This window comes from Flavobacterium zubiriense (assembly GCF_041729725.1).
Taxonomy (GTDB): Bacteria; Bacteroidota; Bacteroidia; order Flavobacteriales; family Flavobacteriaceae; genus Flavobacterium; species Flavobacterium zubiriense.
In genome coordinates, this window is record NZ_JBCFQL010000001.1 from 328,227 (window position 1) to 354,101 (window position 25,875).

25 protein-coding genes and 1 pseudogene are annotated in these 25,875 nt (G+C 33.2%); 15 read left to right on the top strand and 11 right to left on the bottom strand.

Annotation, left to right across the window (positions count from 1 at the left end; genetic code table 11):
• Nucleotides 1-13: 13 nt before the first annotated feature.
• A complete protein-coding gene (locus AAGV28_RS01520; RefSeq protein WP_373405062.1) occupies nucleotides 14-454 on the top strand; it encodes a hypothetical protein in 441 nt (146 codons plus the stop codon).
• 69 nt (nucleotides 455-523) lie between these two features.
• On the opposite strand, the gene AAGV28_RS01525 is transcribed toward AAGV28_RS01520, so the two are convergent.
• The 7 genes from AAGV28_RS01525 to AAGV28_RS01555 form a co-directional block, all read right to left on the bottom strand.
• Nucleotides 524-745, bottom strand: coding sequence for a hypothetical protein (locus AAGV28_RS01525; RefSeq protein WP_373405063.1), 222 nt, complete (start codon nucleotides 743-745; stop codon nucleotides 524-526).
• 119 nt (nucleotides 746-864) lie between these two features.
• Nucleotides 865-2,031, bottom strand: coding sequence for a peptidylprolyl isomerase (locus tag AAGV28_RS01530; protein ID WP_373405064.1), 1,167 nt, complete (start codon nucleotides 2,029-2,031; stop codon nucleotides 865-867).
• Nucleotides 2,032-2,061: 30 nt separating this feature from the next.
• Nucleotides 2,062-3,180, bottom strand: a complete 1,119-nt coding sequence (locus AAGV28_RS01535; RefSeq protein WP_373405065.1) for a peptidylprolyl isomerase — start codon at nucleotides 3,178-3,180, stop codon at nucleotides 2,062-2,064.
• Nucleotides 3,181-3,198: 18 nt separating this feature from the next.
• Entirely contained in the window at nucleotides 3,199-3,882 is a 684-nt protein-coding gene (gene gldI, locus AAGV28_RS01540; RefSeq protein ID WP_373405066.1) for a gliding motility-associated peptidyl-prolyl isomerase GldI, read from the bottom strand.
• Nucleotides 3,883-3,886: 4 nt separating this feature from the next.
• Nucleotides 3,887-4,891 carry a DHH family phosphoesterase gene (locus tag AAGV28_RS01545; RefSeq protein WP_373405067.1) on the bottom strand — a complete coding sequence of 335 codons (1,005 nt, stop codon included), beginning with the start codon at nucleotides 4,889-4,891 and terminating at the stop codon, nucleotides 3,887-3,889.
• A 209-nt stretch (nucleotides 4,892-5,100) separates the two neighbouring features.
• A complete protein-coding gene (locus tag AAGV28_RS01550; protein ID WP_373405068.1) occupies nucleotides 5,101-6,348 on the bottom strand; it encodes a voltage-gated chloride channel family protein in 1,248 nt (415 codons plus the stop codon).
• A 95-nt stretch (nucleotides 6,349-6,443) separates the two neighbouring features.
• On the bottom strand, nucleotides 6,444-6,830 hold the full coding sequence (locus AAGV28_RS01555) for a RidA family protein (protein ID WP_373405069.1): 387 nt from the start codon (nucleotides 6,828-6,830) through the stop codon (nucleotides 6,444-6,446).
• 241 nt (nucleotides 6,831-7,071) lie between these two features.
• Here AAGV28_RS01555 and AAGV28_RS01560 point away from each other — a divergent pair, with 241 nt between their 5' ends.
• The 7 genes from AAGV28_RS01560 to yidC all read left to right on the top strand — a co-directional run bounded on the left by AAGV28_RS01560 (nucleotide 7,072) and on the right by yidC (nucleotide 16,133).
• On the top strand, nucleotides 7,072-7,680 hold the full coding sequence (locus tag AAGV28_RS01560) for a hypothetical protein (protein WP_373405070.1): 609 nt from the start codon (nucleotides 7,072-7,074) through the stop codon (nucleotides 7,678-7,680).
• 128 nt (nucleotides 7,681-7,808) lie between these two features.
• Nucleotides 7,809-8,504 carry a hypothetical protein gene (locus AAGV28_RS01565; protein ID WP_373405071.1) on the top strand — a complete coding sequence of 232 codons (696 nt, stop codon included), beginning with the start codon at nucleotides 7,809-7,811 and terminating at the stop codon, nucleotides 8,502-8,504.
• A 123-nt stretch (nucleotides 8,505-8,627) separates the two neighbouring features.
• Entirely contained in the window at nucleotides 8,628-10,157 is a 1,530-nt protein-coding gene (gene guaA / locus AAGV28_RS01570) for a glutamine-hydrolyzing GMP synthase (RefSeq protein WP_373405072.1), read from the top strand.
• Between the two features lie 116 nt (nucleotides 10,158-10,273).
• Nucleotides 10,274-12,166: a PBP1 and LysM peptidoglycan-binding domain-containing protein gene (locus tag AAGV28_RS01575; RefSeq protein ID WP_373405073.1), complete on the top strand. Its 1,893-nt coding sequence runs from the start codon at nucleotides 10,274-10,276 to the stop codon at nucleotides 12,164-12,166.
• 14 nt (nucleotides 12,167-12,180) lie between these two features.
• Nucleotides 12,181-12,414, top strand: coding sequence for a DUF3820 family protein (locus AAGV28_RS01580; protein ID WP_373405074.1), 234 nt, complete (start codon nucleotides 12,181-12,183; stop codon nucleotides 12,412-12,414).
• Nucleotides 12,415-12,557: 143 nt separating this feature from the next.
• Nucleotides 12,558-14,192: a CTP synthase gene (locus AAGV28_RS01585; RefSeq protein ID WP_373405075.1), complete on the top strand. Its 1,635-nt coding sequence runs from the start codon at nucleotides 12,558-12,560 to the stop codon at nucleotides 14,190-14,192.
• A gap of 48 nt (nucleotides 14,193-14,240) precedes the next feature.
• Nucleotides 14,241-16,133 carry a membrane protein insertase YidC gene (yidC, locus tag AAGV28_RS01590; protein ID WP_373405076.1) on the top strand — a complete coding sequence of 631 codons (1,893 nt, stop codon included), beginning with the start codon at nucleotides 14,241-14,243 and terminating at the stop codon, nucleotides 16,131-16,133.
• Nucleotides 16,134-16,239: 106 nt separating this feature from the next.
• Here yidC and AAGV28_RS01595 read toward each other — a convergent pair whose 3' ends face one another.
• Nucleotides 16,240-17,202: a fasciclin domain-containing protein gene (locus AAGV28_RS01595; protein ID WP_373405077.1), complete on the bottom strand. Its 963-nt coding sequence runs from the start codon at nucleotides 17,200-17,202 to the stop codon at nucleotides 16,240-16,242.
• 274 nt (nucleotides 17,203-17,476) lie between these two features.
• On the opposite strand from AAGV28_RS01595, the gene AAGV28_RS01600 reads away from it, so the two are divergent.
• From AAGV28_RS01600 to AAGV28_RS01620, 5 genes are all read left to right on the top strand, one after another.
• Complete coding sequence (locus AAGV28_RS01600; RefSeq protein ID WP_373405078.1) at nucleotides 17,477-18,175, top strand: toxin-antitoxin system YwqK family antitoxin; 699 nt, start codon at nucleotides 17,477-17,479, stop codon at nucleotides 18,173-18,175.
• Nucleotides 18,176-18,391: 216 nt separating this feature from the next.
• The gene (mnmA, locus tag AAGV28_RS01605; protein WP_373405079.1) at nucleotides 18,392-19,579 is read left to right on the top strand and encodes a tRNA 2-thiouridine(34) synthase MnmA; all 1,188 of its coding nucleotides are present in this window, start codon (nucleotides 18,392-18,394) and stop codon (nucleotides 19,577-19,579) included.
• A 79-nt stretch (nucleotides 19,580-19,658) separates the two neighbouring features.
• Nucleotides 19,659-21,245, top strand: coding sequence for a S8 family peptidase (locus AAGV28_RS01610; RefSeq protein ID WP_373405080.1), 1,587 nt, complete (start codon nucleotides 19,659-19,661; stop codon nucleotides 21,243-21,245).
• Between the two features lie 6 nt (nucleotides 21,246-21,251).
• The gene (locus AAGV28_RS01615) at nucleotides 21,252-22,193 is read left to right on the top strand and encodes an NAD(P)H-dependent flavin oxidoreductase (RefSeq protein WP_373405081.1); all 942 of its coding nucleotides are present in this window, start codon (nucleotides 21,252-21,254) and stop codon (nucleotides 22,191-22,193) included.
• A 14-nt stretch (nucleotides 22,194-22,207) separates the two neighbouring features.
• On the top strand, nucleotides 22,208-22,621 hold the full coding sequence (locus tag AAGV28_RS01620) for a hypothetical protein (protein WP_373405082.1): 414 nt from the start codon (nucleotides 22,208-22,210) through the stop codon (nucleotides 22,619-22,621).
• A 10-nt stretch (nucleotides 22,622-22,631) separates the two neighbouring features.
• Here the strand turns inward: AAGV28_RS01620 and AAGV28_RS01625 are convergent, their stop codons facing one another.
• On the bottom strand, nucleotides 22,632-23,072 hold the full coding sequence (locus tag AAGV28_RS01625) for a DUF4268 domain-containing protein (protein ID WP_373405083.1): 441 nt from the start codon (nucleotides 23,070-23,072) through the stop codon (nucleotides 22,632-22,634).
• Between the two features lie 87 nt (nucleotides 23,073-23,159).
• On the opposite strand from AAGV28_RS01625, the gene AAGV28_RS01630 reads away from it, so the two are divergent.
• Nucleotides 23,160-23,813, top strand: coding sequence for an NUDIX hydrolase (locus tag AAGV28_RS01630; RefSeq protein ID WP_373405084.1), 654 nt, complete (start codon nucleotides 23,160-23,162; stop codon nucleotides 23,811-23,813).
• A gap of 79 nt (nucleotides 23,814-23,892) precedes the next feature.
• Nucleotides 23,893-24,453: pseudogene (locus tag AAGV28_RS01635) on the top strand (lysophospholipid acyltransferase family protein); the annotation flags it as partial.
• Between the two features lie 85 nt (nucleotides 24,454-24,538).
• Here the strand turns inward: AAGV28_RS01635 and AAGV28_RS01640 are convergent.
• Both AAGV28_RS01640 and AAGV28_RS01645 read right to left on the bottom strand, forming a co-directional pair.
• On the bottom strand, nucleotides 24,539-24,706 hold the full coding sequence (locus AAGV28_RS01640; RefSeq protein ID WP_373405151.1) for a TMEM175 family protein: 168 nt from the start codon (nucleotides 24,704-24,706) through the stop codon (nucleotides 24,539-24,541).
• Nucleotides 24,707-25,768: a DUF3810 domain-containing protein gene (locus AAGV28_RS01645; protein ID WP_373405085.1), complete on the bottom strand. Its 1,062-nt coding sequence runs from the start codon at nucleotides 25,766-25,768 to the stop codon at nucleotides 24,707-24,709.
• Between the last annotated feature and the right edge of the window lie 107 nt (nucleotides 25,769-25,875).

Consider the following 25,875-nt stretch of genomic DNA (forward strand, 5'->3'; position numbering starts at 1 on the left):
AAAATTATTTACTATGAAAATAAATCTTAAAAACGGAATTGATAAGCTCATTTTCGGGATGAAACAAAAAGATGTTGAAGCCGTTTATGGAAAACCTGATAGAAATTATAAAGATGAAGATGAGAATGTCATTTTTATTTACAATAAATTCAAAATGCGTTTGACTTTTTACAAAGAAGAAGATTTTAAAATGGGGTATATCGTAGCTTCTAGTGCTGATTTGGAATTATTTGGCAATAAAATGATTGGCAGAAGCATCAAAGACGTTAAAAAAGATTTGGCTCAAAAAAGCATTACAAAATTCACACAGGAAGAATTTGATACTTTTGAAAATTATTTTAACGAAGAGAATTGGTTGTTATTTCAAACAGAATTTGACGAAGTCGTTAAACTTGAAGTAGGAGCCATCATCAATGATAAAGATGAATTTGAGTGGAAATTTGGTAAAAAATAAGAACTCTAAATTATAAAATTCAAAAACCCTTTCGCTATGATACTTAACGAAAGGGTTTTTCTTTATTATTTATTTTGATTTATTTACCGTGTAAATACCTCCTGCAAAAAGAAGTACTGCAAATCCTATATACATATAACCTTCTTGTTTTCCAGATTCATCAGAAGCTTCAATTTTTATCCCAAGCAGATTAACTTCCGAACTGTTTTCCTGTACTTTGTTAAGCCCTAAATATCCTATTCCTAAACTAACTACGATTAATACGATTCCAATAATTTTTGATAGATTCATGTTTTTTTATTTTTTGAATTTCTCTAATGTAAGGAAAATAATTGAAAGTACGGTAATAGGTTTTAGTGAGTTCTTACATAAAAAAAACCGATTTGTTTGTTGCAAATCGGATTTTGATATTATTTGGTTTCTGTTTGTTTCTCGAAAATTTCTATTTCGAAAATCAAAGTAGCATTTGGAGGAATCACTCCGCCAGCACCACTTTCGCCATAAGCTAATTTAGAAGGAATAAAAGCAATTATTTTATCTCCAAAAGAAAGTAAATCAATAGCCTCAATAAATCCCGGAATCATGCCGTCTTTTTTGCCAATTTCGAATGGAAAAGGATTGTAACCGCCTTGCATTGCTCGCATTTCATTGTGTTTGCTGTATTCCTTGGCCACTTCTTCACGACTGCTGTCAAACAAATTTCCATCCTCCAGAAAACCAGTATAATGAAAATAAACGGTTGTTCCTGCAGCGGGTTTTATACCTGTTCCTTTTTGAATTATTTTATATACTAATCCAGAAGGAGTAGTGGTTGCAGTAGCTTTTTGTGTGTTCAAATAAGCCACTTTTTCAGTAACTAACGCAGCCATTTTTTCTTTTTGAACTCTTTCGGCTTCTGCTTTAGCTTCCGCTTCTTTTTTTTCTTCTTGGGCTTTGTTGTTGAAATAGTTCGCAAATACTTGTTCAGCTTTGAATTTTTTAGCCAACGAACCCTTTTGAGTAATGATAATGTTTTTAATTACATCGTCTTGAGAAATGCTATCAACTACATTCATTCCTTCCACCACATGACCAAAAATAGTGTGCTTTCCGTTCAACCAAGGAGTGTCTTTGTGTGTGATAAAAAACTGACTTCCATTGGTTTTTGGACCCGAATTGGCCATAGCCAAAATTCCTCCTTTATCAAATTTCAACTCAGGAATGAACTCGTCTTTAAAAGAATAACCTGGCCCTCCAGCACCTGTTCCTTGCGGGTCTCCCCCCTGAATCATAAAATCACTAATCACACGGTGGAATTTTAAACCATCAAAAAATGGTTTTCCTTTTAGTTTTTTGTCGGTCACAAAATCATTTTTTCCTTGTGCAAGACTAATAAAATTGGCAACAGTAATCGGTGTTTTTTGGAAATCTAATTCCAGAACAATTGCCCCTTTGTTCGTGTTAATGGTAGCAAATATTCCATCTTCTTTTATAGTTGCAATTTTTTTTACGGGGCTTTTAACTATTTTTTTTGAAGTTTCTTGTGCCTGAACGCTAATTAAAGCAATAAAGGCTAAAAATAATAGGTTGAATTTCATTGTATTAGGTTTATTCTATTTTTTTTAAGATTATTTTGCTTGAACTAATTCAATTTCGAACATAATATTAGCATAAGGTGGGATTACATTTCCAGCTCCGCCAGCTCCGTAAGCTAAATGCGAAGGAATAAATAAAACAGCTTTGTCTCCATAAGACATTTTTTCAAGACCTTCAATGAATCCTGGAATCATACCATCTTTTTTTCCCGCTTGAAAAGGGATAGTTTCGTAACCTCCTTGTGCAGCTCTGTTGGGATCAAATTTCCCAAAAGCTTGAGCAACGTTTTCGATATTGGTATCAAAAAGTTGTCCACTTTCAAGAAAACCTGCATAATAAATATTTACATCCGTTCCTTTGGTTGGTTTTTTACCACTTCCTTTTTGAGTGATAACATATTTTAATCCAGATGCTGTTTTGGTTGCTTTAGTTTTTAAAGCTTCAAAATAGGCTACTTTTTCTTCAATTATTTTTCCGTATTTCGCATCGTATTCTTTTTCGCTTTGTGCTTCCACATTCATTTGCTCTTTTTGTTTTTTAGACTCGATAGAGAAATAATCATAGAATGTTTTTTCGGCATCAAATTTTTTAGCAGCTTCTCCTTTACGGATAATTTTTATTGATTCGATACGGTCATTTTGTTCAATTTTGTTTACTATTTCCATTCCATTATCAACTACACGACCAAAAATAGTGTGTTTGTTGTCTAACCATGGCGTAGGCACGTGAGTAATGAAAAATTGACTGCTGTTGGTGGCTGGGCCGTTATTGGCCATGGCCAAAAGACCTTCTTTGTCGAAAATTAAATCGCTAAACTCGTCTTTAAATTTGTAACCAGCATCTCCTGAGCCAGTTCCTAATGGATCTCCCGTTTGTATCATGAATTCTTTGATAACCCGGTGGAATTTTAAACCGTCATAAAACGGGCGTCCTTTTAGATGTTCATTGGTAACAAAATCATTTTTTCCTTCGGCTAGTGTAACAAAGTTAGCCACTGTAATAGGTGCTTTATTGTAGTCTAGTTCTAAAAAAATAGATCCTTTATTGGTTTCAATTTTGGCGTATAAACCATCTGCTAAATTGCTATTTTCTTCTTTGCAAGAATACAATGTAGTGATGAGAAGCAATACAAATAGAATGTTTTTTTTCATAATTGATTATAGTTAAACTTATTTTTCTAGGGTATCCTGAGTTGTTGTTTTAGGTTTTGAAACGATTTTTTTAGGTTTTTTTATACTGTTTATACTGTCTTGTGTGGGCGTTTTATTGAGTTGGCTATTTTGTTCTAATTCTTTCTTATAAACCGCTTCGGGTTTAAAATCAGTTAGTGTAATGGTACAAATTAAAGGTTGGTTAACACCGATTTTTTTGTTGTCGCCATGATAACCATAAGCCATGTGAGAAGGGAAAAAGAAGTTTACTCTTTCGTTTTTTCGCATCAATTTAATGCCATCTCGCATTCCTGTCATGATTTCTTGCTTGTCTACCCGATACACTTGGGGTCTTAGTTCTACTTCTGAATAAATAGTTGCGCCTTCTAGGTCTTTTAATTCGTAGTTAAAAAAAGCTACATCTCCTTTTTTAGGAGTTATGGTATCGACATTGTTTTTTGTTTCATAGGAATACCAATAGCCTTTAGATGAAGCAAAATAACTAATGTTAGGATTTTTTTTCATCAAAGCTTTGATTAAATCCTCATCGGAAGCATTTAATTTTTTGTTTCTTTCTACTGATTTTTTCATAAAAACACCTGATGCACTAGATATAGGACGACGAGCCTCTTGATGTTGTATACATCCAGTAAAAACGAAGCATAAAAAGTAGCTAGTAACAATAAATTGAATTGCTTTCATGTTTTTATAACGTTAAATTTTTGACTAGATTTTCAAATTTGTTTATAGTTTCTTCCATTGCAACTTCCGACTTTCCACCAGCAGCATTGCGATGTCCACCGCCGTTAAAATGTGCTCTTGCAAATTCATTTACATCAAAACCTCCTTGAGAACGGAAAGAAATTTTTATAATTTTTTCGTCTTTATTTTCGATAAAAATAGCGGTAAACTGAATTCCTTTGATGCTTAAACCATAATTTACAATGCCTTCAGTGTCTCCTTTTACATAGTTAAATGTATTTAGTTCTTCTTGTGTAAGAGTGATGTAAGAGGTTTTATGCTCAGGCAAAACTTTTAAATTCTGCAATGCTTTGCCTAATAATTGCAACCTGTTGTATGAACTGTTGTCAAAAAGCAAATTCGGAATTTCAGTGTTTGCTACGCCAAGATCAATTAATTCGGCAACAATTCGGTGTGTGTTTCCTGTTGTATTTGGGAATCGAAAAGAACCTGAATCGGTTAAAATTCCAGTGTAAATACAAGTTCCAATGGTTTTGTCAATTTGGTCTTTTTGGTCTAAAAATGAAATAAAATTATAAATCATTTCGCAAGTTGAACCAATGGAAGTTTCAGAATACATATAAGCTGCATAATCATCAGGTTTTTGATGATGATCAATCATAATGTAAGTGGTTTCAAGAACTTCAAGCACTTTTTCCATTTCGCCTACACGATGAAAAGCATTGAAATCGAGGGTGAAAACAATGTCGGCTTCTGCTAATATTTTAGTGCAGTTTTCTTTATCTTTTTCGAATATTTGAACCGTTTCTGTACCAGGAAGCCAAGCCAAAAAATCAGGAAATTCGTTTGGCGAAATTACTGTTGCCTCGTGATTATTTTTTCTTAAAAAATGGTATAGTCCTAAAGTTGAACCCATAGCATCACCATCAGGATTTCTGTGCGGAATGATGGCTATTTTTTTTGGCGTAGCCAATAAGGATTGTATCGCTTGTATGTCTTGTATTTTCATAGTTTGCGAATTTACATTTTTTTAGTGTAAACTATGAAATCATTTAAAAATTAACTTCTTTTTTACAACTTAATGTTCTAGTGGAAATATTGTTAACATTCTTTTTTTTAACCATTAAGCGAGTTAAGAAAGTTAAGAATACTGTAAACCTTAATTCTATTAAATGACTAAATGGTTTGTCTTTCACATAAATACAAGTAGAGTTTAACTTAAAAATACTTCAGTCTTGTTGCTCTTAATTTTTGATACAACTGAAATTTCACTCCTTTTACGTTTTGTGAATGATAGATGCCTATGGTACCCGAAGCGAGATAGGCAATAAAGCAAGAAATACCAATAAAAATGGCGCTTTCGACACCAAAAAGTTCCATTCCCATAACGGTACAAGCAATTGGAGTATGAGTTGCCCCCGAAAACACAGCTACAAAACCCATTCCAGCCAAAAGAGCAATAGGTAAAGGAATAAAAACGGATAAAGCACTTCCTAATGTGGCACCAACAAAGAATAAAGGGGTTACTTCGCCACCTTTAAAACCTGCTCCCAAGGTAAAACCTGTAAATACTATTTTGAGTAGAAAATCATAATATTCGTTTGGTTTAGTAAAAGCTTCTACTATCGAAGGAATTCCTAATCCCATAAATTGAGTGGCGCTAAAGTAATAAATAACTAAAGCAAAAATAATTCCACCTACAAAAGGACGCAGCGGTGGATAGGAAATGGTTTTCTTGAATAAAGAACCCCAAAAATGAGTACTTCTGGAAAAGAGCATTGCTGCTAAACCAAATAAAATACTAGATGGAATGATCCAAAATAAGTTTTCGAGATTTAATTCAGGGATAACAGGAATGCTGTAAACCGTATGGTGAACCCCCCAAATTTCAACAGTGTAATAGGCAAAAAAAGCAACAACAAAAGAAAAAATACTACTCTTTAAACTGATTTTACAACAATACAATACTTCTATAGCAAAAATAGCTCCGGCAAGTGGTGTTCCAAAAACAGAGGCAAATCCAGCACTGATTCCTAAAATAATTAGCGTTTTTCTGTCAGTCGCATCGAGTTTGAATATTTTTGTGAATTGGTCGGAAATTGCACCACCCATTTGCACTGCTGTTCCTTCTCGACCTGCTGAACCTCCAAAAAGATGGGTAATAATTGTTCCTAAAAGAACAAAAGGAGCCATTTTGAACGGAATTGTTTTTTTAGGTGTTTTGTATTCGTCTAATAAAAGATTATTCCCTTTAACTACGTCATTACCATAATAATGATACAACAATCCTATCAATAAACCTCCGAAGGGTAAAAACCATAACAGCCAAATGTTTTGGGTTCTAAGTTCTGCTGCCCATTCTAAAGCTACTAATAAAAAAGCAGAAGCTGAGCCAGAAAAGAATCCTATTAAAGCACAAATCAAAATCCATTTACAAGAAAGCAGTATTGTTTTTTTAAAATTCATTTTTACATTTGTTTTGTAATATTTGAGCGCAACAAAAGCAGTTTTAATTGGTCTATTGCTCTTGTCGCGCTCGAAAAGTATTTTTAGAATTTTAATTATTCAGCTAAAACTGCAGTCAATTCAATTTCAACTAAGTATTCAGGAGCTACTAATTGGTTGATTCCGTAAAAACCAGTTGTAGGTTTAATATCTTTGAAAAATTGTGCGTGAGCTGTTGCTACTGCTTCAAAAGTGCTTACATCAGTAGTAAAAATACGGGTACGAATAACATCTTTCATTCCGGCATTCAAATCTTCTAGTACTTTTTCCACTCTTTCTAAAATGTTTAGGGTTTGAGCATGAGCATCATCTGCTTTCACTTTATCACCGTCAATAATTGCAACAGTTCCTGAAACTTCAATAATATTTCCAATACGTACTGCACGGCAATATCCCATTTTGTCTTCCCATGGTGATCCTGTTAAGATGTTTTCTCTTTTCATTTTGATGTAATTAATTGTTTTATAGAGGAATGACCCTCTGTTTAAAGTTTTGAATATGTTTTGCAATTTATAAAAAATACTAAAATAAAAAACACCGATTTGGATAAACTCAAATTGTAATTTTTAGTTTTCAATTATCGTTTTTTTTACAATAAAATCAAAAGTTTATTGTTATCTATTAGGAATAAGTTCAGAAAAGTTGTTTTTTTGGATACCGTTTTATAATTAAAAAAATATAAAGATGAATCAATATTTAAGTTTTAAAGGTCAAATATTTATTTTGGGTTTAATGTTCGGAGTGCTATCATCAGCCTATTCTCAACAAGAGTTTGGTGGTGATTTAAAAGTTAAAGCAGCTCCAGTGAAAAAGAAGGAGGTTAAGGAAGCTAAGATCAAAGAGGTGAAGTTTTCTAACGAAGATTTTAATAAAATAAAATCGTATGAAGTTCAGGGATTAGATAAGAATGAGTATAAAGTTCCTGAAAAAGAAGATTACGATGCTGAAAAATTAGCTAAAAGAGATCAGGATTTAGGGGTTGTGAAAACGGGTTCAGGAACAGCAAAAGTAAGGTATCGTGACGCCGCTTATGTTGATGGCGATAAAGTAAGAGTGTATTTGAATTATGTAATTATTGAACCAGAAGTACTTTTAAGTGGAGAAGATCAAGGTTTTGATATCACTTTGCAAAAAGGATTAAATCGTATTGATTTTGAAGCAATCAACGAAGGTTTTGCTGCACCAAATACTGCCGATTTTAAAATTTATGACGATAAAGGAGAGGTGATTTCGTCTAACCAATGGAATATTGCTCAAGGATTTAAGGCAACTATTATATTAGAGAAAGAATAGTTTTAAGACGTTTTTTTGTCTTTTGGTTAAAGTTTCTTTAATGTTAGGTTCGGGTTTTGTTTTATAAATTGAAAGCTTGGTATATTTGTTGATACTTAGTATTGTTAATGAAACAAAATAAGATTAATATGAAGCCATTTTTGTTGTTTGTAATGATGTGTTTTGCAACTAGTAGCTATGCTCAAAACGAGTTTAATTCTACCAAGTTCAAAGCAATAGCACCATTGAATACTACTGTTGCTCCTAAGAAAACGACACCTTTACCTAATGATGCTCCAGTTATTAAAGCACCAAATGTCTTTAAAAAACCAGATGTTGTTTTGCCTTCCAGTTCTAAATATCAAATAGGGGAAACAAAATCTTTTTCTATGGAAGAAACTAATGATTTTGTTAATCCAGGAGATCGAATTAGAGATAAAATGACCAAAGATTTAGATAAGACCTTGGTAAGAGAAGGTTTGAGAGAAGATGATCGTCTTTTGGTAAAAATTGATAAAAACTTTGGAGAAATCAGAACCAAATCTAAGTATTTTGTGGTCAAATACCGTGATTTTGTATACATAGATGGCGATTTGATAAAAGCAACACTCAACAATCAAATGATAGGGGGGATAATGGAATTGTATTCTAGTTATGGTCAGTTTATTTTTGATTTAAAGGAAGGTATAAATACTTTTGAACTGGAAGCTTACAGTAAAGGAACTTCTGGAGGGAATACTTGCGAGTTTAAAATTTATGATGATAAAGGAGTTTTAGTTCGTTCGGAATTCTGGGATAACTGGGATAAGGGAGTCAAGGGGAAATTTGTTATTGTAAAAGAATAAAAAATAATGTGTTGCGTATGTTGTTTTTTGAAAAATAATAGGAGTGAAAATGGAAAATAAAAAAAACAAAAAATTTCAAAATTCCGTTTTTCCATTCCAAATTTTAAAAGTAATTTTGCGCCCATGCAACACAACGTACTTATTTTAGATTTCGGTTCGCAATACACTCAGCTGATTGCGCGTAGAGTTCGCGAATTAAATATATTCTGCGAAATTTTTCCATATAACAATTTCCCATCGGACTTATCCAGTTATAAAGCCGTAATTTTAGGGGGAAGTCCTTTTTCTGTTCGCGGAGAAGATGCACCACATCCTGATTTGTCTCAAATTAGAGGAAAATTGCCAATGCTTGCCGTGTGTTACGGAGCGCAATATTTATCTCACTTTAGTGGAGGCGAAGTTGCAGCATCTAACACAAGAGAATACGGTAGAGCTAATTTGTCTTATATTAAGGAAAATGAAGTTTTCTTTGAAGGAGTTTCTCCAAACAGTCAAGTGTGGATGAGTCATAGTGATAGTATTAAGGCGTTACCAACCAATGGTGTAAAATTAGCAAGTACACATGATGTGGAATTTGCAGCTTACAAAATTGAAGGTGAAACAACTTACGCCATTCAATACCACCCAGAAGTATATCATTCAACTGAAGGGAAACAAATGTTGGAGAACTTTTTAGTAAAAATTGCTCATGTTCCTCAAAATTTCACGCCAGGTGCTTTTGTTGAAGAAATCGTGGCTGAGATGAAAGAAAAAATTGGAAACGACAAAGTTGTTTTAGGTCTTTCTGGAGGAGTAGATTCAACTGTAGCGGCAGTTTTATTACACAAAGCCATCGGGAAAAACCTGTATTGTATTTTTGTAAACAACGGTTTGCTTCGTAAAAATGAATTCCAAAGCGTTTTAGATCAATACGAAGGAATGGGCTTGAACGTAAAAGGAGTAGATGCTTCTCAGCGTTTTTATGATGCCTTAGCAGGAGTTAGTGATCCAGAATTGAAAAGAAAAGCCATCGGAAATGCTTTTATCGAAGTTTTTGATGATGAATCACATCAAATTGAAGATGTTACCTGGTTAGCCCAAGGAACGATATATCCTGATGTTATCGAATCGGTTTCTGTAAAAGGGCCATCGGCAACCATTAAATCACACCACAACGTGGGAGGTTTACCAGATTATATGAAATTGAAAATTGTAGAACCTTTGCGTATGCTTTTTAAAGATGAAGTACGTAGAGTGGGAGCAACTTTAGGAATTGATCCGGAATTATTAGGAAGACATCCTTTCCCAGGACCAGGATTGTCAATCAGAATTTTAGGAGATATTACTTTAGAAAAAGTACAAATCTTGCAAGATGTAGATAAAGTTTTTATCGACGGATTGAAATCTTGGGGATTGTATGATAAAGTTTGGCAGGCAGGAGCGATTTTGCTTCCTGTAAATAGTGTTGGGGTTATGGGGGATGAGCGTACTTATGAAAAAGTAGTGGCGCTTAGAGCTGTAGAATCTACTGACGGTATGACTGCTGACTGGGTTCACTTACCGTATGATTTCTTGATGAAAGTATCTAATGATATTATCAACAAGGTAAAAGGGGTGAATCGTGTTGTTTATGATATTAGTTCAAAACCACCTGCAACAATTGAGTGGGAATAATAGAAACTTCTTAGTAGGCGTTTCTTAGTTATTATAAAAACGGTATCAGATTTTGGAATAAAATTTGGTACCGTTTTTATCTTTAGTGTAATAATTTATATAAATAAAATAATCGAATGAAGTATTTTTTTGCAATTTGGATTCCTGTTATACTATTTACCAATGTGGTTTTTTCGCAAGAAACAATAACTCATAAAGTAGAGCGAGGAGAGACAATAACTGAAATCGCTAAAAAATATCAGGTTACTCCGTATGATATTCATAAACTAAATCCTGATGTTCAGGATAAATTAAAACCAAGAACGGTGCTTTTGATTCCTTCAAAGGCAGGAGCTAAAGTGATTGCTAATCAAAATCAGGCTGAAATTAAGCACAAGGTTTTGCCTAAAGAAACTTTGTACGGAATTGAAAAAAAATACAATGTTTCGGATGCTGATTTGAAAAAAGCAAATCCGTTTTTAGAAACAGACGGTTTACAAATTGGTCAGGAATTAATAATTCCGTCTAAAAACAAAATGAAGTCTTCTGAAAAAGCGGTTTATCATGATGTAGTTGCCAAAGAAACAAAGTATTCAATAGCTAAGAAATACGGGATTACTATTGCGGAATTGGAAAAGAAAAATCCAGATATTGTGCCGGGTTTAACTGTTGGTTCGCATTTGTTGATTAAAGGAAATCCTATTTTACCTCAAAAAGCAACTGTAAAACAAGAAGGGATTATTACTCCTGTAAATAAGTATTCCACTTATGAAGTAAAACCTAAAGAGACCTTATATAGTTTGTCAAAAATGTTTAATTTGAGTCAGGAAGAATTGATGGTCTTAAATCCTGAACTTAAAAATGGTGTTGAAATAGGGATGCTTTTAAAAGTGCCTGCTAATACAGTGTTTCTAAAAGTCTCTGAGAATAAGGTTTATGCTGATTTGACTGCTAAAAATAATTCTGGCGATCGTAAAAAAATAGCATTGCTTTTGCCTTTCAATGTTTCTAAAGTGGAAGGTGATACTGTACATTCGGTTATCGAGCGATTAAAAAAGGATAAGTTTTTAAACATGACTTTGGACTTTTATGCTGGTGCTTTATTGGCAATAGATTCGGCTAGAACATTAGGATTACCAATTGATGTGAGTGTTTTTGATTCGGAGGAAACAAAATACAATTCGAATATTGCTGCTATTATTAATGATAATAAATTGCAAAATGCAGATGTGGTTATTGGTCCTTTTTATCAAAACAATGCCGAAGCAGCCGCTCGATTATTGAGTGTTGCTAATGTTCCGGTGATTTCGCCATTGTCTAAAGATGAAGGTGTTCCAATTGCTAATTTGTATCAAGCAGTTCCTAGCAATGATATTTTGAAAAGCAAGATGTTTGATTTTATGCGCTCTAAAAATGGCAATATGCTTGCTGTTGTAGATAAAAAGAAAGTTTCGGTAATTCAGTATTTAAAACAAAATCAACCTGATGTAAAATTAGTTCCTTTGAATGATAATGGAACTGTTTCAGCTGAAAATCTTAAAAGTATGTTGGTTGCAGGTCGAATGAATTATGTAGTTTTAGAAACCGCAAATACTTGGATGATAAAAACTACTATCACTTCTATGGTTAGTGCTATGTCAAATTATCTGGTTCAATTAGTGGTATTAGAACCTAATGAAACTTTAGATAGCGATGAGATTAATTTTTCTAATTTGGTAAAATTAAAATTAATGTATCCCTCTGTAATTAAAGAAGATAGCTCGGTTGAAGGAGTTGTTTTCGAAAATAAATTTAGAAAAATAAATTCGATTTCTCCTAGTGATTATGCCATAAGAGGATTTGATGTTACATTTGATGCTATGATGCGCTTAATGCAAAATAAATCTTTTGAAGAAACGGCGAATACTATTTCGACTCAACAATTTAAAAATAAATTTGAGTATCATAAAAAAGAGGGTATAGGAAATGCTAACAAAGGAGTGTATATTTTATATTACGATAGCGATTTGACGGTAAAAGTAGCTAACTAAACTTTTTACTTTACATGGATGATAATCAAAAACAACTGATAAAATTAGCACATACCAAAATGCCTTTTGGGAAATATGAAGGCCGGTTTCTTATTGATTTACCGGAGTATTACGTGGTTTGGTACCACAACAAAGGATTTCCAAAAGGAAAATTAGGTGAACAGTTAAAACTGATTTACGAATTAAAGTTGAATGGATTAGAAGAACTGATACGAAATATTAAAAAAAGATACCCAAAACCTCATTGATTTCAGAAATTAATGAGGTTTTTATTTTGGGATTGACAAAAGTCAATTTTAGAAATTATCTCATTTCCAAATTAGCATAATCCCAATTTATAATCGTATTTTTGCATCGTTTTTTATACAATTACAATACAAATCATAACAGAATGAATCAAACGAAATATATTTTTGTTACTGGTGGTGTGACTTCTTCATTAGGAAAAGGAATCATTGCAGCATCATTAGCAAAATTGTTACAAGCCAGAGGATATAGAACAACAATTCAAAAGTTTGACCCTTATTTAAATGTTGATCCAGGGACATTAAACCCTTATGAACATGGCGAATGTTATGTAACTGATGATGGAGCGGAAACCGATTTAGATTTAGGTCACTACGAACGTTTCTTAGATGTTCCTACTTCTCAGGCTAATAATGTTACTACAGGTAGAATTTACCTTTCTGTTATTGAAAAAGAAAGAAGAGGAGAGTTTCTTGGAAAAACAGTTCAGGTTGTACCTCATATTACCAATGAAATTAAAGATAGAATGCAATTGCTTGGTAAATCAGGTGATTATGATATTATTATTACTGAAATTGGAGGAACTGTTGGGGATATTGAATCATTACCATATATCGAATCGGTTCGTCAATTAGTTTGGGATTTGGGTGAAAATAATGCAATTGTAATTCATTTGACGTTAGTTCCTTACTTAGCTGCTGCGGGCGAATTAAAAACAAAACCAACTCAGCACTCTGTTAAAACCTTAATGGAAAGCGGAATTAAAGCAGATATTTTAGTTTGTAGAACAGAGCACGAAATTTCGAATGATATTCGTAGTAAACTAGCCTTATTTTGTAATGTAAAAAGAGAAGCAGTTATTCAATCAATTGATGCTTCTACTATCTATGAAGTGCCTAATTTAATGCTTGAAGAAGGATTAGATGTTGTGGCTTTAAAGAAATTAGACTTACCTAAAAAAGCGGCTCCGGATTTAAAACACTGGAACACTTTCTTGAAAAGAATAAAATCTCCAAAACATACCGTAAATATTGGTTTGATTGGAAAATATGTTGAAATGCAAGACTGTTATAAGTCAATTTTAGAAGCTTTTATTCATTCAGGAGCGGCTAATGAGACTAAGGTAAATGTGATTTCAATTCACTCTGAATATATTGATGAAGAGAATGTAGCGGAAAAATTCAAAGATTTAGATGCCGTTCTTGTTGCTCCAGGTTTTGGAGAAAGAGGAATTGAAGGGAAAATTGCAGCGGTGCGTTATGCTCGTGAAAACAAAATGCCATTCTTTGGTATTTGTTTAGGAATGCAAATGTCAGTTATCGAATATTCAAGAAACGTATTAGGATTAGCAGAAGCCAATTCGACTGAAATGAATCCTGAAACTCCAAATCCAGTTGTTAATTTGATGGAAAGTCAAAAAAATGTTACGGACAAAGGAGGAACGATGCGTCTTGGAGCCTGGAAATGCGAAATTAAACCAGATACTTTGGCACATAGAATTTATGGTCAAACTACTATTTCGGAGCGTCACCGCCACCGTTATGAATACAATAACGAATACCTAGATGCACTTCAAAAAGCAGGTTTGAAAGCTTCAGGTGTCAATCCAGATACAGGTTTGGTCGAAATTGTAGAAATAGAAGATCATCCATTTTTTATTGGTGTACAATACCATCCAGAATATAAAAGTACGGTAGTTAATCCACATCCACTTTTTGTGAATTTTGTGGCAGCAGCTGTAAAAGCAAAGAAAAAACAGGAAGCTATTTCTAAAAATTGAACCCAATAATTGGACTGAATCAGTCGACAAAAAATAATTCGTATTACAATGGAAGAAAAAAAGTTTGACCCCAATTCGTTAATTGGTTTTGTATTGATTTTCGGTATATTACTTTGGATAATGTATCAAAACAAGCCTTCTGAAGCAGAACTTGCTGCAGATAAAGCCAAAAAAGAATTGGTTGTTAAAGATGCTCAAATTCAGGAAAATGCTGCAAAATTAGCAGCCGTTCCAGTGGCAACAAATGATACTTTGCAATTAGCAAAATTGCAAAAAACTTTAGGGAGTTTTGCTTATTCAGCTACTTTGGCTAGCGCTAAAGAAGGATTTACTACTATTGAAAACAAACTAGTAAAACTTAAAATAGCTAACAAAGGGGGATATATTACTGAAGCGACATTAAAGAATTATGAGCGAACTAAAAAAGGTTCAGGCGATTTAGTTCAATTGATTAAAGACAACAATGCTCAGTTTAATTTACAATTAGCCACTGTTGATAATCATACTTTAAATACGAAAGACCTTTATTTCGAACCTACTTTGACAAAAAATGGTGAAGACCAAATTTTGACCATGCGATTGAAAGCTGCTGCAAATGCCTATTTAGAATATAAATATGTATTGAAAGCAGACGATTATATGTTGGATTTTGATATCCAAACACAAGGATTAAATACCGTTTTAAAAACGGCTAAGCCAATACAATTAGAGTGGGATTTAAAAACTTATACTAACGAAAAAAGTATTTCTTACGAAAATCGTTATTCTGAAATTTATTTCGAATACGAAGATGGAAAAAGCGACTATTTAGGTCAAGGAAACGATAAAACTGAAACGGCCGAAGAAGTGAGTTATGTAGCTTACAAACAGCATTTCTTTTCTTCTATTTTATTGTCGTCGACTCCATTTCAAACAGCCGAATTGTACTCTAATAATTTAGTGAATGATGAAGCGATTGATACCACTTTTACAAAGCAATTTAAAGCGGTAATGCCGTTGGCTTTTAAAAATGGAGAGCTAGATCAAAAAATGAATTGGTATTACGGCCCTACAGATTACAAATTATTAAAATCGTACGATAGAAATCTGGAAGACATTGTAGCACTTGGATGGGGGATTTTTGGATGGATTAACCGTCATTTGTTTATTCCAATGTACGGATTCTTAAGTATGTTTATTTCTCAAGGTTGGGCTATTGTATTGTTTACTATTTTAGTAAAATTACTAATGTCACCTATTACTTATAAGTCATTTTTGTCTCAGGCTAAAATGAAAGTGTTGCGTCCTGAAATCACTGAAATTAGTGAGAAATACAAGGATGAACCAATGAAAAAGCAACAAGAAACCATGAAGTTGTACAACAAAGCGGGAGTGAATCCTATGGCTGGTTGTGTTCCTGGTTTATTGCAAATGCCTGTTTTCTACGCCTTATTTCAATTCTTCCCGTCGGCAATTGAGTTGAGACAAAAAGGATTTTTATGGGCAGACGATTTATCATCATTTGATTCCGTTTACAAACTACCTTTCCATATTCCAGCTTATGGAGATCACATTAGTTTGTTCCCAATTTTAGCTTCTATTGCCATTTTCTTCTATATGAAAATGACAACTGGAGACCAACAAATGGCGACACCGCAACAAGAAGGTATGCCAGATATGGCTAAAATGATGAAGATAATGGTGTATGTTTCGCCATTAATGATGTTGTTATTCTTTAATAGTTATGCCTCAGGATTGAGTTTGTATTATTTTATTTCAAATACAATTACAATCGGAATCATGTTAGTGATCAAAAATTACATTATTGATAGCGATAAGATTCACGCTCAAATTCAAGAAAACAAAAAGAAAGAGCCAAAGAAACAAAGTAAGTTTCAACAAAAGCTACAAGAAGCTATGGCGCAACAGGAAGCTATGAAAGCTCAAAAGAAAAAGAAATAAAAATTACAGAATCAATCTTTATCAGAACGATTACACATAATAAATAAGCCTCAAAGCTAATGTTTGCTTTGAGGCTTATTTTCTTAAAACTTATTTGATTTTTAATTTAGTTAAAAGCTGGTAGTAAAACTTTATCAATAGCATGTACAATCCCGTTTGAGCATTGTATATCAGTCAAAATGATGTTTTTATTTACATCTGACCCAGCGTCATTAATTGCAGTTCCTGTGATAGTGAAAGATTCCCCTTGTAATGTTGGAATGTTTCCTGAAGGAATTGCATTAGAACGTACATTTAGACCTCCAACTACATGATACAATAGAACTTCTGTTTTTAGACCAGAATTTAAACCACCATATAAATCCAATGTAGCTTGGTCAAATGCAGTATTAACTGGAGCAAATACAGTAAATGGTGCTCTTTCTGTCCCATCTAAAGCTCCAGCAAGGTTCTGTGCTACTAATAAACTTGTAAGTATACTCAAGTTAGGATTAGCTACCGCGTGGTCTTTGACGGTAGGAATTCCGATTACTCTATTTACTACATGAATTACACCGTTACTAGCATCAACGTCTGCAGAGGTAACTACTGCTCCGCCATTTTCAATACCTCCGTTTAGAGTTACTACAGCTCCTGATTTTTGTACAAACATACTAATTGTTGGTGCATTTGTAGTTGCGTTAATAGGGGATAGAGTAGAGACATAAACAGAAGCAGGAATATTTGCGCTCATAATTTCTTTTCCAATTACATGATTCAGTAATATGTTTCTTAATACATTAACATCTACATTGTTTACTGTAACATTGCTACCTAAGGTACCGAAAAAAGTGTTAAAAGCTGCATTGGTAGGAGCAAAAACAGTAAATGTTCCAGAACCGTTTAATGTTGCTGTCAAACCTGTTCTATTAAGTGCAGTGACTAAGGTTGAAAAATCAGGATTGGCACTAGCAATTCCAGCAATACTGTTGTTAACAGCTTGTGGTTCATCATCATTGTTGCAAGATACTATAAAGGTAAACAATGCAATACAAGCAAAAGCAATTTTAATTCTAGATACAATTTTCATAGTTTTTTGTTTTTAAATTTGTATTTATTTTGTTCAAACTTAATTAAATAATGCTAAACAAAATATAATTTTAAGTTTCTATTAATATTTGTTTAGCCTTGATAAATAGCTTTTTATTGGTTTTTTGTGATTTAATTTATTTAAAATGTTAAACAAAATTTGTAATTATGATTTTTATTTTGGTATGATTTTTTACTGTACTTTATTTAATGCTAAATTTGTTTCAAATTACAGATGTCTTTTTTAAAAGATTTAATACTAATATTTATTTGATATGTTTAAAACTAGTTTGTTTTTCATCTTTTTTTTTGTTTTTCAATGTTCGAATTTGCTTGCTCAGGTCACACTTAATCAATTAGATAGTGAACAAAAAAAACACGGATTATGGAAAGGTGTTTATCCTGAATCCAAAAGACCCCGATATGAAGGAACATTTTCTCATGGTAAGGAAATAGGAGAATTTAAGTTTTTTGATGATACTAAAGCGGGAAGCGTTATTGCTACAAGAACATTTAGTCTAAACGACAATGTGGCTTACACTGTTTTTTATGATCAAAAGAAGAACAAAGTGAGCGAAGGAAAGGTAATCAATAAATTGTTTGAAGGCCAATGGAAATATTACCATTTGGGCGCAACAACTATAATGACGACTGAAAATTACATAAACGGAAAATTAGAGGGTTTGCGTTCTGTGTTTTTTCCAAGTGGGAAAATTGCTGAGGAAACTAATTATACTAATAATTTGAAGCATGGAAGTTCTAAAAAATATTCTGAAAGAGGGATTGTTCTGGAAGAAGCTAATTTCAAGAACAATCAATACGATGGAGAAGCTGTTTTTAGAGATGTAGATGGAAATGTGGTTTCCAAAGGCAAATTTACAAACGGAAAGAAAACAGGAATTTGGCAATTTTTCGAAAATGGAAAATTGATAGAAGAATTAAACATGAGTAATTCTAAAAATAATAATAGATAAAAAAATAAGTAATTTTAGTTTACATAAGAAATTATACAAATTAGTTATTCTGCTTCTTAATTAATTTAGTGTAATTGTTAAGAGTCTCAAATTAGTGTTTATTTGTGAAATTCGTGGCTACTTTTTTTAAAAACGAATCTCCTGAATTAACATAGCTTAGAGATACAAATCCTTTTAAAACTTTGTACCTTTGCAGCCTCATAAAACAATTTTAGAATGAAACGTGTTGTAGTTGGACTTTCGGGAGGTGTAGATTCAAGTGTTGCAGCATATTTGTTGCAACAACAAGGCTATGAAGTTATTGGTCTTTTTATGAAAAACTGGCATGATGATTCGGTTACCATTTCAAATGATTGTCCGTGGTTAGAAGACAGTAATGATGCTTTATTAGTTGCCGAAAAGTTAGGAATTCCGTTTCAAACTGTTGATTTAAGTGAACAATACAAAGAAAAAATCGTTGATTATATGTTCAACGAATACGAAAAAGGAAGAACTCCAAATCCTGACGTGCTTTGCAACCGCGAGATAAAATTTGATGTTTTCATGAAAATTGCTATAAGTCTTGGTGCCGATTATGTGGCAACGGGACATTATTGTAGAAAAAACGAAATTGAAGTTAACGGAAAGCCCGTTTATCAATTGCTTTCTGGAGTGGATAACAATAAAGATCAATCGTATTTTTTATGTCAGTTATCACAAGAACAATTGTCAAAATCACTTTTCCCGATAGGTGAATTGACAAAACCACAAGTGCGTGAAATAGCCGCCGAAATGGAATTGGTTACAGCCGAAAAGAAAGACTCTCAAGGATTGTGTTTTATTGGAAAAGTACGTCTTCCTGAGTTTTTGCAACAAAAATTGCAACCCAAACCCGGTATTATTGTACAAATAGACAAAAGCAATTCGGTGTATAATATTGGTATTCCAAAAGGATTGTCAACCGAAGAAACCTTGTCTTTAACAGCAAGTCCTATTCAATACACGCCTGAAATGGGTAAAACAGTTGGAAAACATCAAGGGGCACATTATTTCACCATTGGACAACGTAAAGGATTAAATGTAGGTGGTACAGCCGAAGGATTATTTGTAATTGTAACAGATGTAGATTCGAATACCATTTATACAGGAATGGGAAGCCATCATCCTGGATTGTTTAGAAAAGCTTTGTTTGTAGAAAAATCAGAAGTGCACTGGATTCGGAAGGATTTGGCTTTAGCCAATGGAGAAACGATGAAAGTAATGGCTCGAATTCGCTACAGACAACCCTTGCAAGAAGCCACTTTGCATCAATTTGAATCAGGAATGTATGTTTCTTTTGAAGAACCTCAATCGGCAATTACGGAAGGACAATTTGTAGCCTGGCATTTGAATGACGAATTAGTTGGTTCAGGTGTAATTTCTTAGTTGGACTTTCGAGAAAAAACAATATATTTAGGTGGTTAATTCTTATAGGAGTTAATCACTTTTTTTATACATTCATTTTATGAAAAAGTATAGCTTGCTATTTTTTATATTCTTTCCACTTTTTGTTTTTTCGCAAGAAGAAGCTTGGGTATATTTTAATGCCAAAGCAAATGAGCATTATTATTATGAAAATCCTTTGCAAATGCTATCGCAACGCGCTTTAGATAGAAGAAATACTCAAAATATCGCTTTGGATTTCAAGGATGTTCCCATTAATCAGGAATATATTGATAGCATTAGTTCTGTTTCAGGAATAAAAGTGATGGCAAAGTCGAAATGGCTCAATGCGATCCATGTTAGAGGAATTCAGAGTTTGATAAATTCGTTAAAAAACTTCGATTTTGTTGACAGAGTTGATTTTGCTAATAAAAATTTAAATCAAACAACTAGTTTGGTTTCGGTTAATAAAAAAAATTCTCCGCGAAAAAATAATTCTAAAAAGGAAAAAATAGTTTCTGTTTCTGAAGGATTTGCTACGCAAATAGAAATACTAAACGGACAGTTTTTGCACCAACAAAATTTTACGGGTTCGGGGAAAATAATTGCAGTTTTGGACTCGGGTTTTTTAGGAGTTGATACTTCTACTGCTTTTAAAAGGCTAAGAGAGAATAAGCAAATTTTAGATGGTTATAATTTTGTAAAAAGAAATACTAGTTATTATGCTGATGATAATCATGGAACAAATGTACTTTCTACAATGGCTGCTTATGGCAAAAATTCGTTGGTAGGAACAGCAATTGATGCTTCTTATTATTTATTTGTTACCGAGGACGTTACTGTAGAAAATCCTGTTGAGGAATCGTTGTGGGTAGAAGCTGCTGAAAAAGCCGATAGTTTGGGTGTGGATATTATTAGCAGTTCTTTAGGCTATTCTGATTTTGATAATCCAAATTACAATTATAATTATACTGAAAGAAACGGAATGATTGCTTTTATTTCAAGAGGAGCCGAAATTGCTTTTAGTCGCGGTATGCTTGTAGTGGTTTCGGCAGGGAATGAAGGAACTACAAGAAAGCCATATATAGGAGTTCCAGCAGATGCTCCGTCGGTTGTTTCCGTTGGTGCGGTTAATGATAACGAAAATAGAGCTGGTTTTAGTTCGATTGGTCCTACGGCTGATGGACGAATAAAACCAGAGGTGATGGCGTTGGGACAAAATACAATTGTTTCAGATAAAAACGGGAACAACATTTATTTGAGCGGCAGTTCTTTTTCGGCGCCAATAATTTCTGGAATGCTAGCTTGTTTATGGCAGGCTTATCCGGATAAAACCAATCAGGAAATAAGAACATTATTGCTTCAGTCATCAAATAAAAATACCGCACCAGACAACGAATACGGTTATGGTATTCCCGATTTTAATTTGGCGTTAAGCAATGGAAATTCATTAAAAAGAGATGTTTTGCAGCATCCAACTTCTCCTTTTATCAAAGAAGATTTTCCTGCTAATTCTAATTCAGGAATAATTTTTTTTAATAGTTTTTCGGGTCAAAAAACAGAAGATTTACAAGAGAATTTTTCATTAGAATCATTACGTAAAGGACTTTATTTTTATAAAAAGGAATCGGATGTTTTTTCGAAATGTGGAAAAATCATCAAAAATTAGTTGGTAATGAATACTATAACAACACTTTTCAATATTAAGTATCCTATAATTCAGGCTGGAATGGTTTGGGTTAGCGGTTATAAATTAGCGAGTGCAGTGAGCAATGCAGGAGGTTTGGGCTTGATTGGTGCGGGTTCTATGTACCCAGAAGTTTTGAGAGAACACATTCAGAAATGCAAAAAAGCAACTTCTAAACCTTTTGGAGTAAACATTCCGATGTTGTATCCCAATATCGAAGAAATCATGCAAATTATTGTGGATGAAAAAGTAAAAATTGTTTTTACATCTGCTGGAAATCCAATGACTTGGACGCCTTATTTAAAAGAAAATGGAATTACAGTAGTGCATGTGGTAAGCAGTACCAAATTTGCTTTAAAAGCACAACAAGCAGGCGTAGATGCTGTTGTTGCAGAAGGTTTTGAAGCAGGTGGTCACAACGGTCGGGACGAGACGACAACTTTTACTTTGATTCCGATGGTAAAAGAACAAATAAAAATTCCTATTATTGCAGCGGGTGGCATTGCTAACGGAAACGGAATGCTCGCTGCTATGATTCTTGGAGCTGATGGAGTTCAGATAGGAAGCCGATTTGCAGCTTCTATTGAATCTTCGGCACATGAGAATTTTAAACAAGCAATTTTAAATACCAAGGAAGGCGGAACACAGTTAACATTAAAAGAATTAACTCCAGTGCGCTTGATTAAAAATAAATTTTTTGAAGACATTCAAGAATTGTATACCCAATGTCCAACAAATGAGGATCTGTCAAAATTACTAGGAAGAGCTCGTGCTAAAAAAGGTATATTTGAAGGAGATTTAACCGAAGGAGAATTAGAAATAGGTCAGATTGCAGGATTAATTCATGAAATAAAAACGGCTGCATCGATTGTTTCAGATATGATGGAAGAATATCAATTAGCTAAAAAAGCCGTTACCCATTTTTTATAATAATAGAGCTTAAAATGACAAAAATAAAATGCTTTTATATCAGCTTACTTTTTTTAGGAATTGGCATCCAGCAATCCTATAGTCAATCCTATAAATTTAGAACTTCGGGAGTTAGTGTTTTGGAAAAAAACGACAAAGGAAAATGGGGAAAATGGTCTGATTTAAAGTTGGCTAACCTTGCGGTTACTTTAGATACTGATAAAAATAGAATTGTAGTGTACTCTCAAAATATTCAGCTTTACGAAATTTTGAGCTATCAACCAGAGTCGGATAGTGAAACCGATTTGGTTTATTCTTTTATTTGTAAAGACATTGACGGTCTAGATTGTACGGTTTCCATCATTACCCGAAAAAAACAAGAAAACCGAAAACAATTGTATATTACATACAGCGATCATGTGATTGTGTATAATATATTTTCGATGTAGAAAATTGAACTTATTCGTTTTCAATATCCTTTATAAACGCATCGTATTCCAGATAAAAACGTTCCAAAGCATCCATTTTTTCCTCAAGAAAATCAAAAATGCTGTCCCAATAATTACGATTGCTAAAACCTACTCCTGTTTTTTCGACCCAAATCCGACTGATGGTTTTTCCGTTTTCTAAAACATAGTCTTTTTCGAAAACCAAATCAGCGATGAATTCTTCTTCTAGAATGTTTTTTAAAGCTTCCAGTTTTTCAAAGTAAGCCGTCCTTTTTTCGTTGCTGCGGTGTTCAATATCAATTAGAACCTGCGCTTTTTTATTATCCACATAAAATTTAAAAGAGAAATCTTTGATTTTTGTGTCATACAAAACCCATTTTCGGGGGTATTTCTCGGCAAATGTTACCCAGAATTCTCTTTTCAATCGCTGTGTTTCTTCTTTACTATACATCTTAGGTACTTTGAACTCTAGAAAATGGGTGTAAATTTATTTTCTAAAGTATATTTATGTTTTATTTTGCAAAAATAGACTTTGATTATGGATTTTCAATATTTTTTAAAATTTATCCCTGATTTGGTTCAAGCTCCGCTTTCGGGGAATCTTTCGCATGAGAAAATGATGCCTTTGGAGCGAAAGGAACTTTTGGCAAAAATGAATCTGAAAGGCAACATACCAAGAGAAGCAGCGGTGACCATGTTGTTTTATCCTAAAAATAATGAAACTCATTTGGTTTTGATTGTTCGAAATTCATACGATGGTGTTCATTCGGCACAAATTGCTTTTCCAGGAGGAAAAATTGAAGCTGAAGATGCGGATTATAGTGCAACAGCATTGCGTGAAACGGAGGAAGAAATAGGAGTGAGTCGAGATAAAATTGAAATTGTAAAAGCATTTAGTTCCGTATTTATTCCACCGAGTAATTTCATGGTCTATCCTTTTTTAGGGATTTGTAAGGAAGAAATTGATTTTATTCCTAATGCTATAGAAGTGGCTGCAGTCATCGAATTGCCCTTAGCTGTTTTTAGAAATGATTCCATTGTAACGGTCGAAAATTTATCCACTTCTTATGCTTCTTTTATTGAAGTTCCTGTTTTTAAAATTGACAATCATATTGTTTGGGGAGCCACGGCAATGATGTTGAGCGAATTGAGAGATGTTTTAAATGCAATTCTGGTAGATGAAAACAATTAATTCAAATGTAACATATTAGATTGTTCAAATAAAATTTTTGTAATTTTGCAATCCAATTTTTAAAAGCAAATCAGAGTTTATGGGACTTATTAAAAGAAATCCTTTTGGACATATCTTATTTCTAAAAAAATGGTTGATTCGTTTTTTTGGGAGTTGTACCCATAGACGCTATCGTGGTTTTAATGATTTGCAAATTGAAGGCTCGGAAATTATTCGAAATTTACCCGATACGAATGTTCTTTTTATCTCAAACCATCAAACCTATTTTGCCGATGTGGTGGCTATGTTTCATGTTTTTAATGCTAGTTTAAGCGGACGAATCGATTCGATAAAGAATATTGGATACTTGTGGCAACCGAAGATGAATATTTATTATGTGGCTGCCAAAGAGACCATGCGTTCGGGATTATTACCTAAAATATTATCGTATGCAGGAGCAATTCCTGTGGAAAGAACCTGGCGTTCAGAAGGCGTAGATGTCACCGAAAAAAAAGCTGTAAATCCAAATGATACCGAAAATATAAAAAAAGCACTCAATGATGGCTGGGTAATTACTTTTCCGCAAGGAACAACGCGTTCTTTTAAGCCTGTACGAAAAGGAACAGCACATATTATCAAACAGCATCGCCCCATTGTAGTTCCTATTGTTATTGACGGATTTCGTCGTTCTTTTGATCGAAAAGGCATTCGATTGAAGAAAAAAGGCATTCTGCAATCGTTTATCATCAAAGAACCACTCGAAATTGATTATGATAATGATACAATTGACGAAATTGTTGAAAAAATAGAATTTGCCATTGAGCAGCATCCTTCTTTTTTAAAGGTAATTCCAGCTGAAGAATTAGAAGAACAAGAACAATTGAACAAATTGCGTCAGTGGGAAATTGATTGATTTATAACGGTTTGTTTTTGTAATAATTTACCGTTAAATTGACAAATTTACTATAACTATCCATACCTTCTTTTTGCTGATTTAATTTCAGATACTGGTCGTAAAACGCATGAAACCCTTTTTCTATAGGCGTTTGATATTGCATCCAGAAATCCTGACTTTCTTTGTAATTCTTAATAATTCCAGCATTCACGGTTTTTAATAATTCCTGATAGGTTTTTTCATTTCGAATGTACCAATTGTTCAAGCAATAACGCAACGCAAAGCTATAACCTGAATATTTAAAGTATAAATCATCATTGTGTACCGAAGCCAGAAAACCAATAAAATTGCATTCGCTTTCGCTTGCATATCCCATTTGATGCGCCATTTCGTGACAACTCGTTGTCGGTAAATTATACATTGGCATCAAATAATTAAGTTGCGCTTCATTGGAAAAAGGATTCAAATAACCACTGAATCCCATATATGTAAGCGGTAAACTAAACAAAGATTTTTTGACACTCAAATTCGAATAAGTGAAAAATGGATAGTGAGTGGCGAGGTTTTTATAGCCATTCAAGTTCTTGGTAAAAGTTTCTTCTTGTGAGTAAGGAAAGACTACTTTTAGACTATCATTCTGAGTGATTTTAATTTGAATTTCATTGGTTTTAGCAATAATTTTTTTTGTAAAATCCAATAAATCAGCATCCGAATAATCGCGTTCAATATTCATTTTTTCGAAAAGAGGAACTCTGTAATAGTTGATTGCCCAAAGAAAATAAAAGAAAAAATGAAAAACAGAAATAAAACTTAAAACGGATAATAATTGATTTTTCCAGTTTTGTTTCCAATTTTTTCGATTGTTCCAAAACCATTTTACGGCTAGCAAAATCAAAATAAAATAGAATACATCGCCAATGGAAACTGGAATCCATCCCAAAACAATCCGGAGAAAATTAGAAATGAATAAATACAATCCGTTGCTGTAAAAACGTTCCACAGATTCAGGAAAAAACGGAATTATTTTAAGAATTAAAATTTGAATAACGAGCAATAAAGGGAGTACATATTTCCTTTTCAAAATGATGTTTTTTTTAGTGTAAATATAATTACAATAATCAATTTTATACTAGAAAAGGATTTTAAACTTTGTAACTTTGAGTTTTTAAAACCGAAAATACAACACAA

Bases quoted from the DNA above. Each gene is read 5' to 3' on its own strand.
- AAGV28_RS01520 (WP_373405062.1), top strand. From the start codon at position 14: ATGAAAATAAATCTTAAAAACGGAATTGATAAGCTCATTTTCGGGATG.
- AAGV28_RS01525 (WP_373405063.1), bottom strand. From the start codon at position 745: ATGAATCTATCAAAAATTATTGGAATCGTATTAATCGTAGTTAGTTTA.
- AAGV28_RS01530 (WP_373405064.1), bottom strand. From the start codon at position 2,031: ATGAAATTCAACCTATTATTTTTAGCCTTTATTGCTTTAATTAGCGTT.
- AAGV28_RS01535 (WP_373405065.1), bottom strand. From the start codon at position 3,180: ATGAAAAAAAACATTCTATTTGTATTGCTTCTCATCACTACATTGTAT.
- gldI (WP_373405066.1), bottom strand. From the start codon at position 3,882: ATGAAAGCAATTCAATTTATTGTTACTAGCTACTTTTTATGCTTCGTT.
- AAGV28_RS01545 (WP_373405067.1), bottom strand. From the start codon at position 4,891: ATGAAAATACAAGACATACAAGCGATACAATCCTTATTGGCTACGCCA.
- AAGV28_RS01550 (WP_373405068.1), bottom strand. From the start codon at position 6,348: ATGAATTTTAAAAAAACAATACTGCTTTCTTGTAAATGGATTTTGATT.
- AAGV28_RS01555 (WP_373405069.1), bottom strand. From the start codon at position 6,830: ATGAAAAGAGAAAACATCTTAACAGGATCACCATGGGAAGACAAAATG.
- AAGV28_RS01560 (WP_373405070.1), top strand. From the start codon at position 7,072: ATGAATCAATATTTAAGTTTTAAAGGTCAAATATTTATTTTGGGTTTA.
- AAGV28_RS01565 (WP_373405071.1), top strand. From the start codon at position 7,809: ATGAAGCCATTTTTGTTGTTTGTAATGATGTGTTTTGCAACTAGTAGC.
- guaA (WP_373405072.1), top strand. From the start codon at position 8,628: ATGCAACACAACGTACTTATTTTAGATTTCGGTTCGCAATACACTCAG.
- AAGV28_RS01575 (WP_373405073.1), top strand. From the start codon at position 10,274: ATGAAGTATTTTTTTGCAATTTGGATTCCTGTTATACTATTTACCAAT.
- AAGV28_RS01580 (WP_373405074.1), top strand. From the start codon at position 12,181: ATGGATGATAATCAAAAACAACTGATAAAATTAGCACATACCAAAATG.
- AAGV28_RS01585 (WP_373405075.1), top strand. From the start codon at position 12,558: ATGAATCAAACGAAATATATTTTTGTTACTGGTGGTGTGACTTCTTCA.
- yidC (WP_373405076.1), top strand. From the start codon at position 14,241: ATGGAAGAAAAAAAGTTTGACCCCAATTCGTTAATTGGTTTTGTATTG.
- AAGV28_RS01595 (WP_373405077.1), bottom strand. From the start codon at position 17,202: ATGAAAATTGTATCTAGAATTAAAATTGCTTTTGCTTGTATTGCATTG.
- AAGV28_RS01600 (WP_373405078.1), top strand. From the start codon at position 17,477: ATGTTTAAAACTAGTTTGTTTTTCATCTTTTTTTTTGTTTTTCAATGT.
- mnmA (WP_373405079.1), top strand. From the start codon at position 18,392: ATGAAACGTGTTGTAGTTGGACTTTCGGGAGGTGTAGATTCAAGTGTT.
- AAGV28_RS01610 (WP_373405080.1), top strand. From the start codon at position 19,659: ATGAAAAAGTATAGCTTGCTATTTTTTATATTCTTTCCACTTTTTGTT.
- AAGV28_RS01615 (WP_373405081.1), top strand. From the start codon at position 21,252: ATGAATACTATAACAACACTTTTCAATATTAAGTATCCTATAATTCAG.
- AAGV28_RS01620 (WP_373405082.1), top strand. From the start codon at position 22,208: ATGACAAAAATAAAATGCTTTTATATCAGCTTACTTTTTTTAGGAATT.
- AAGV28_RS01625 (WP_373405083.1), bottom strand. From the start codon at position 23,072: ATGTATAGTAAAGAAGAAACACAGCGATTGAAAAGAGAATTCTGGGTA.
- AAGV28_RS01630 (WP_373405084.1), top strand. From the start codon at position 23,160: ATGGATTTTCAATATTTTTTAAAATTTATCCCTGATTTGGTTCAAGCT.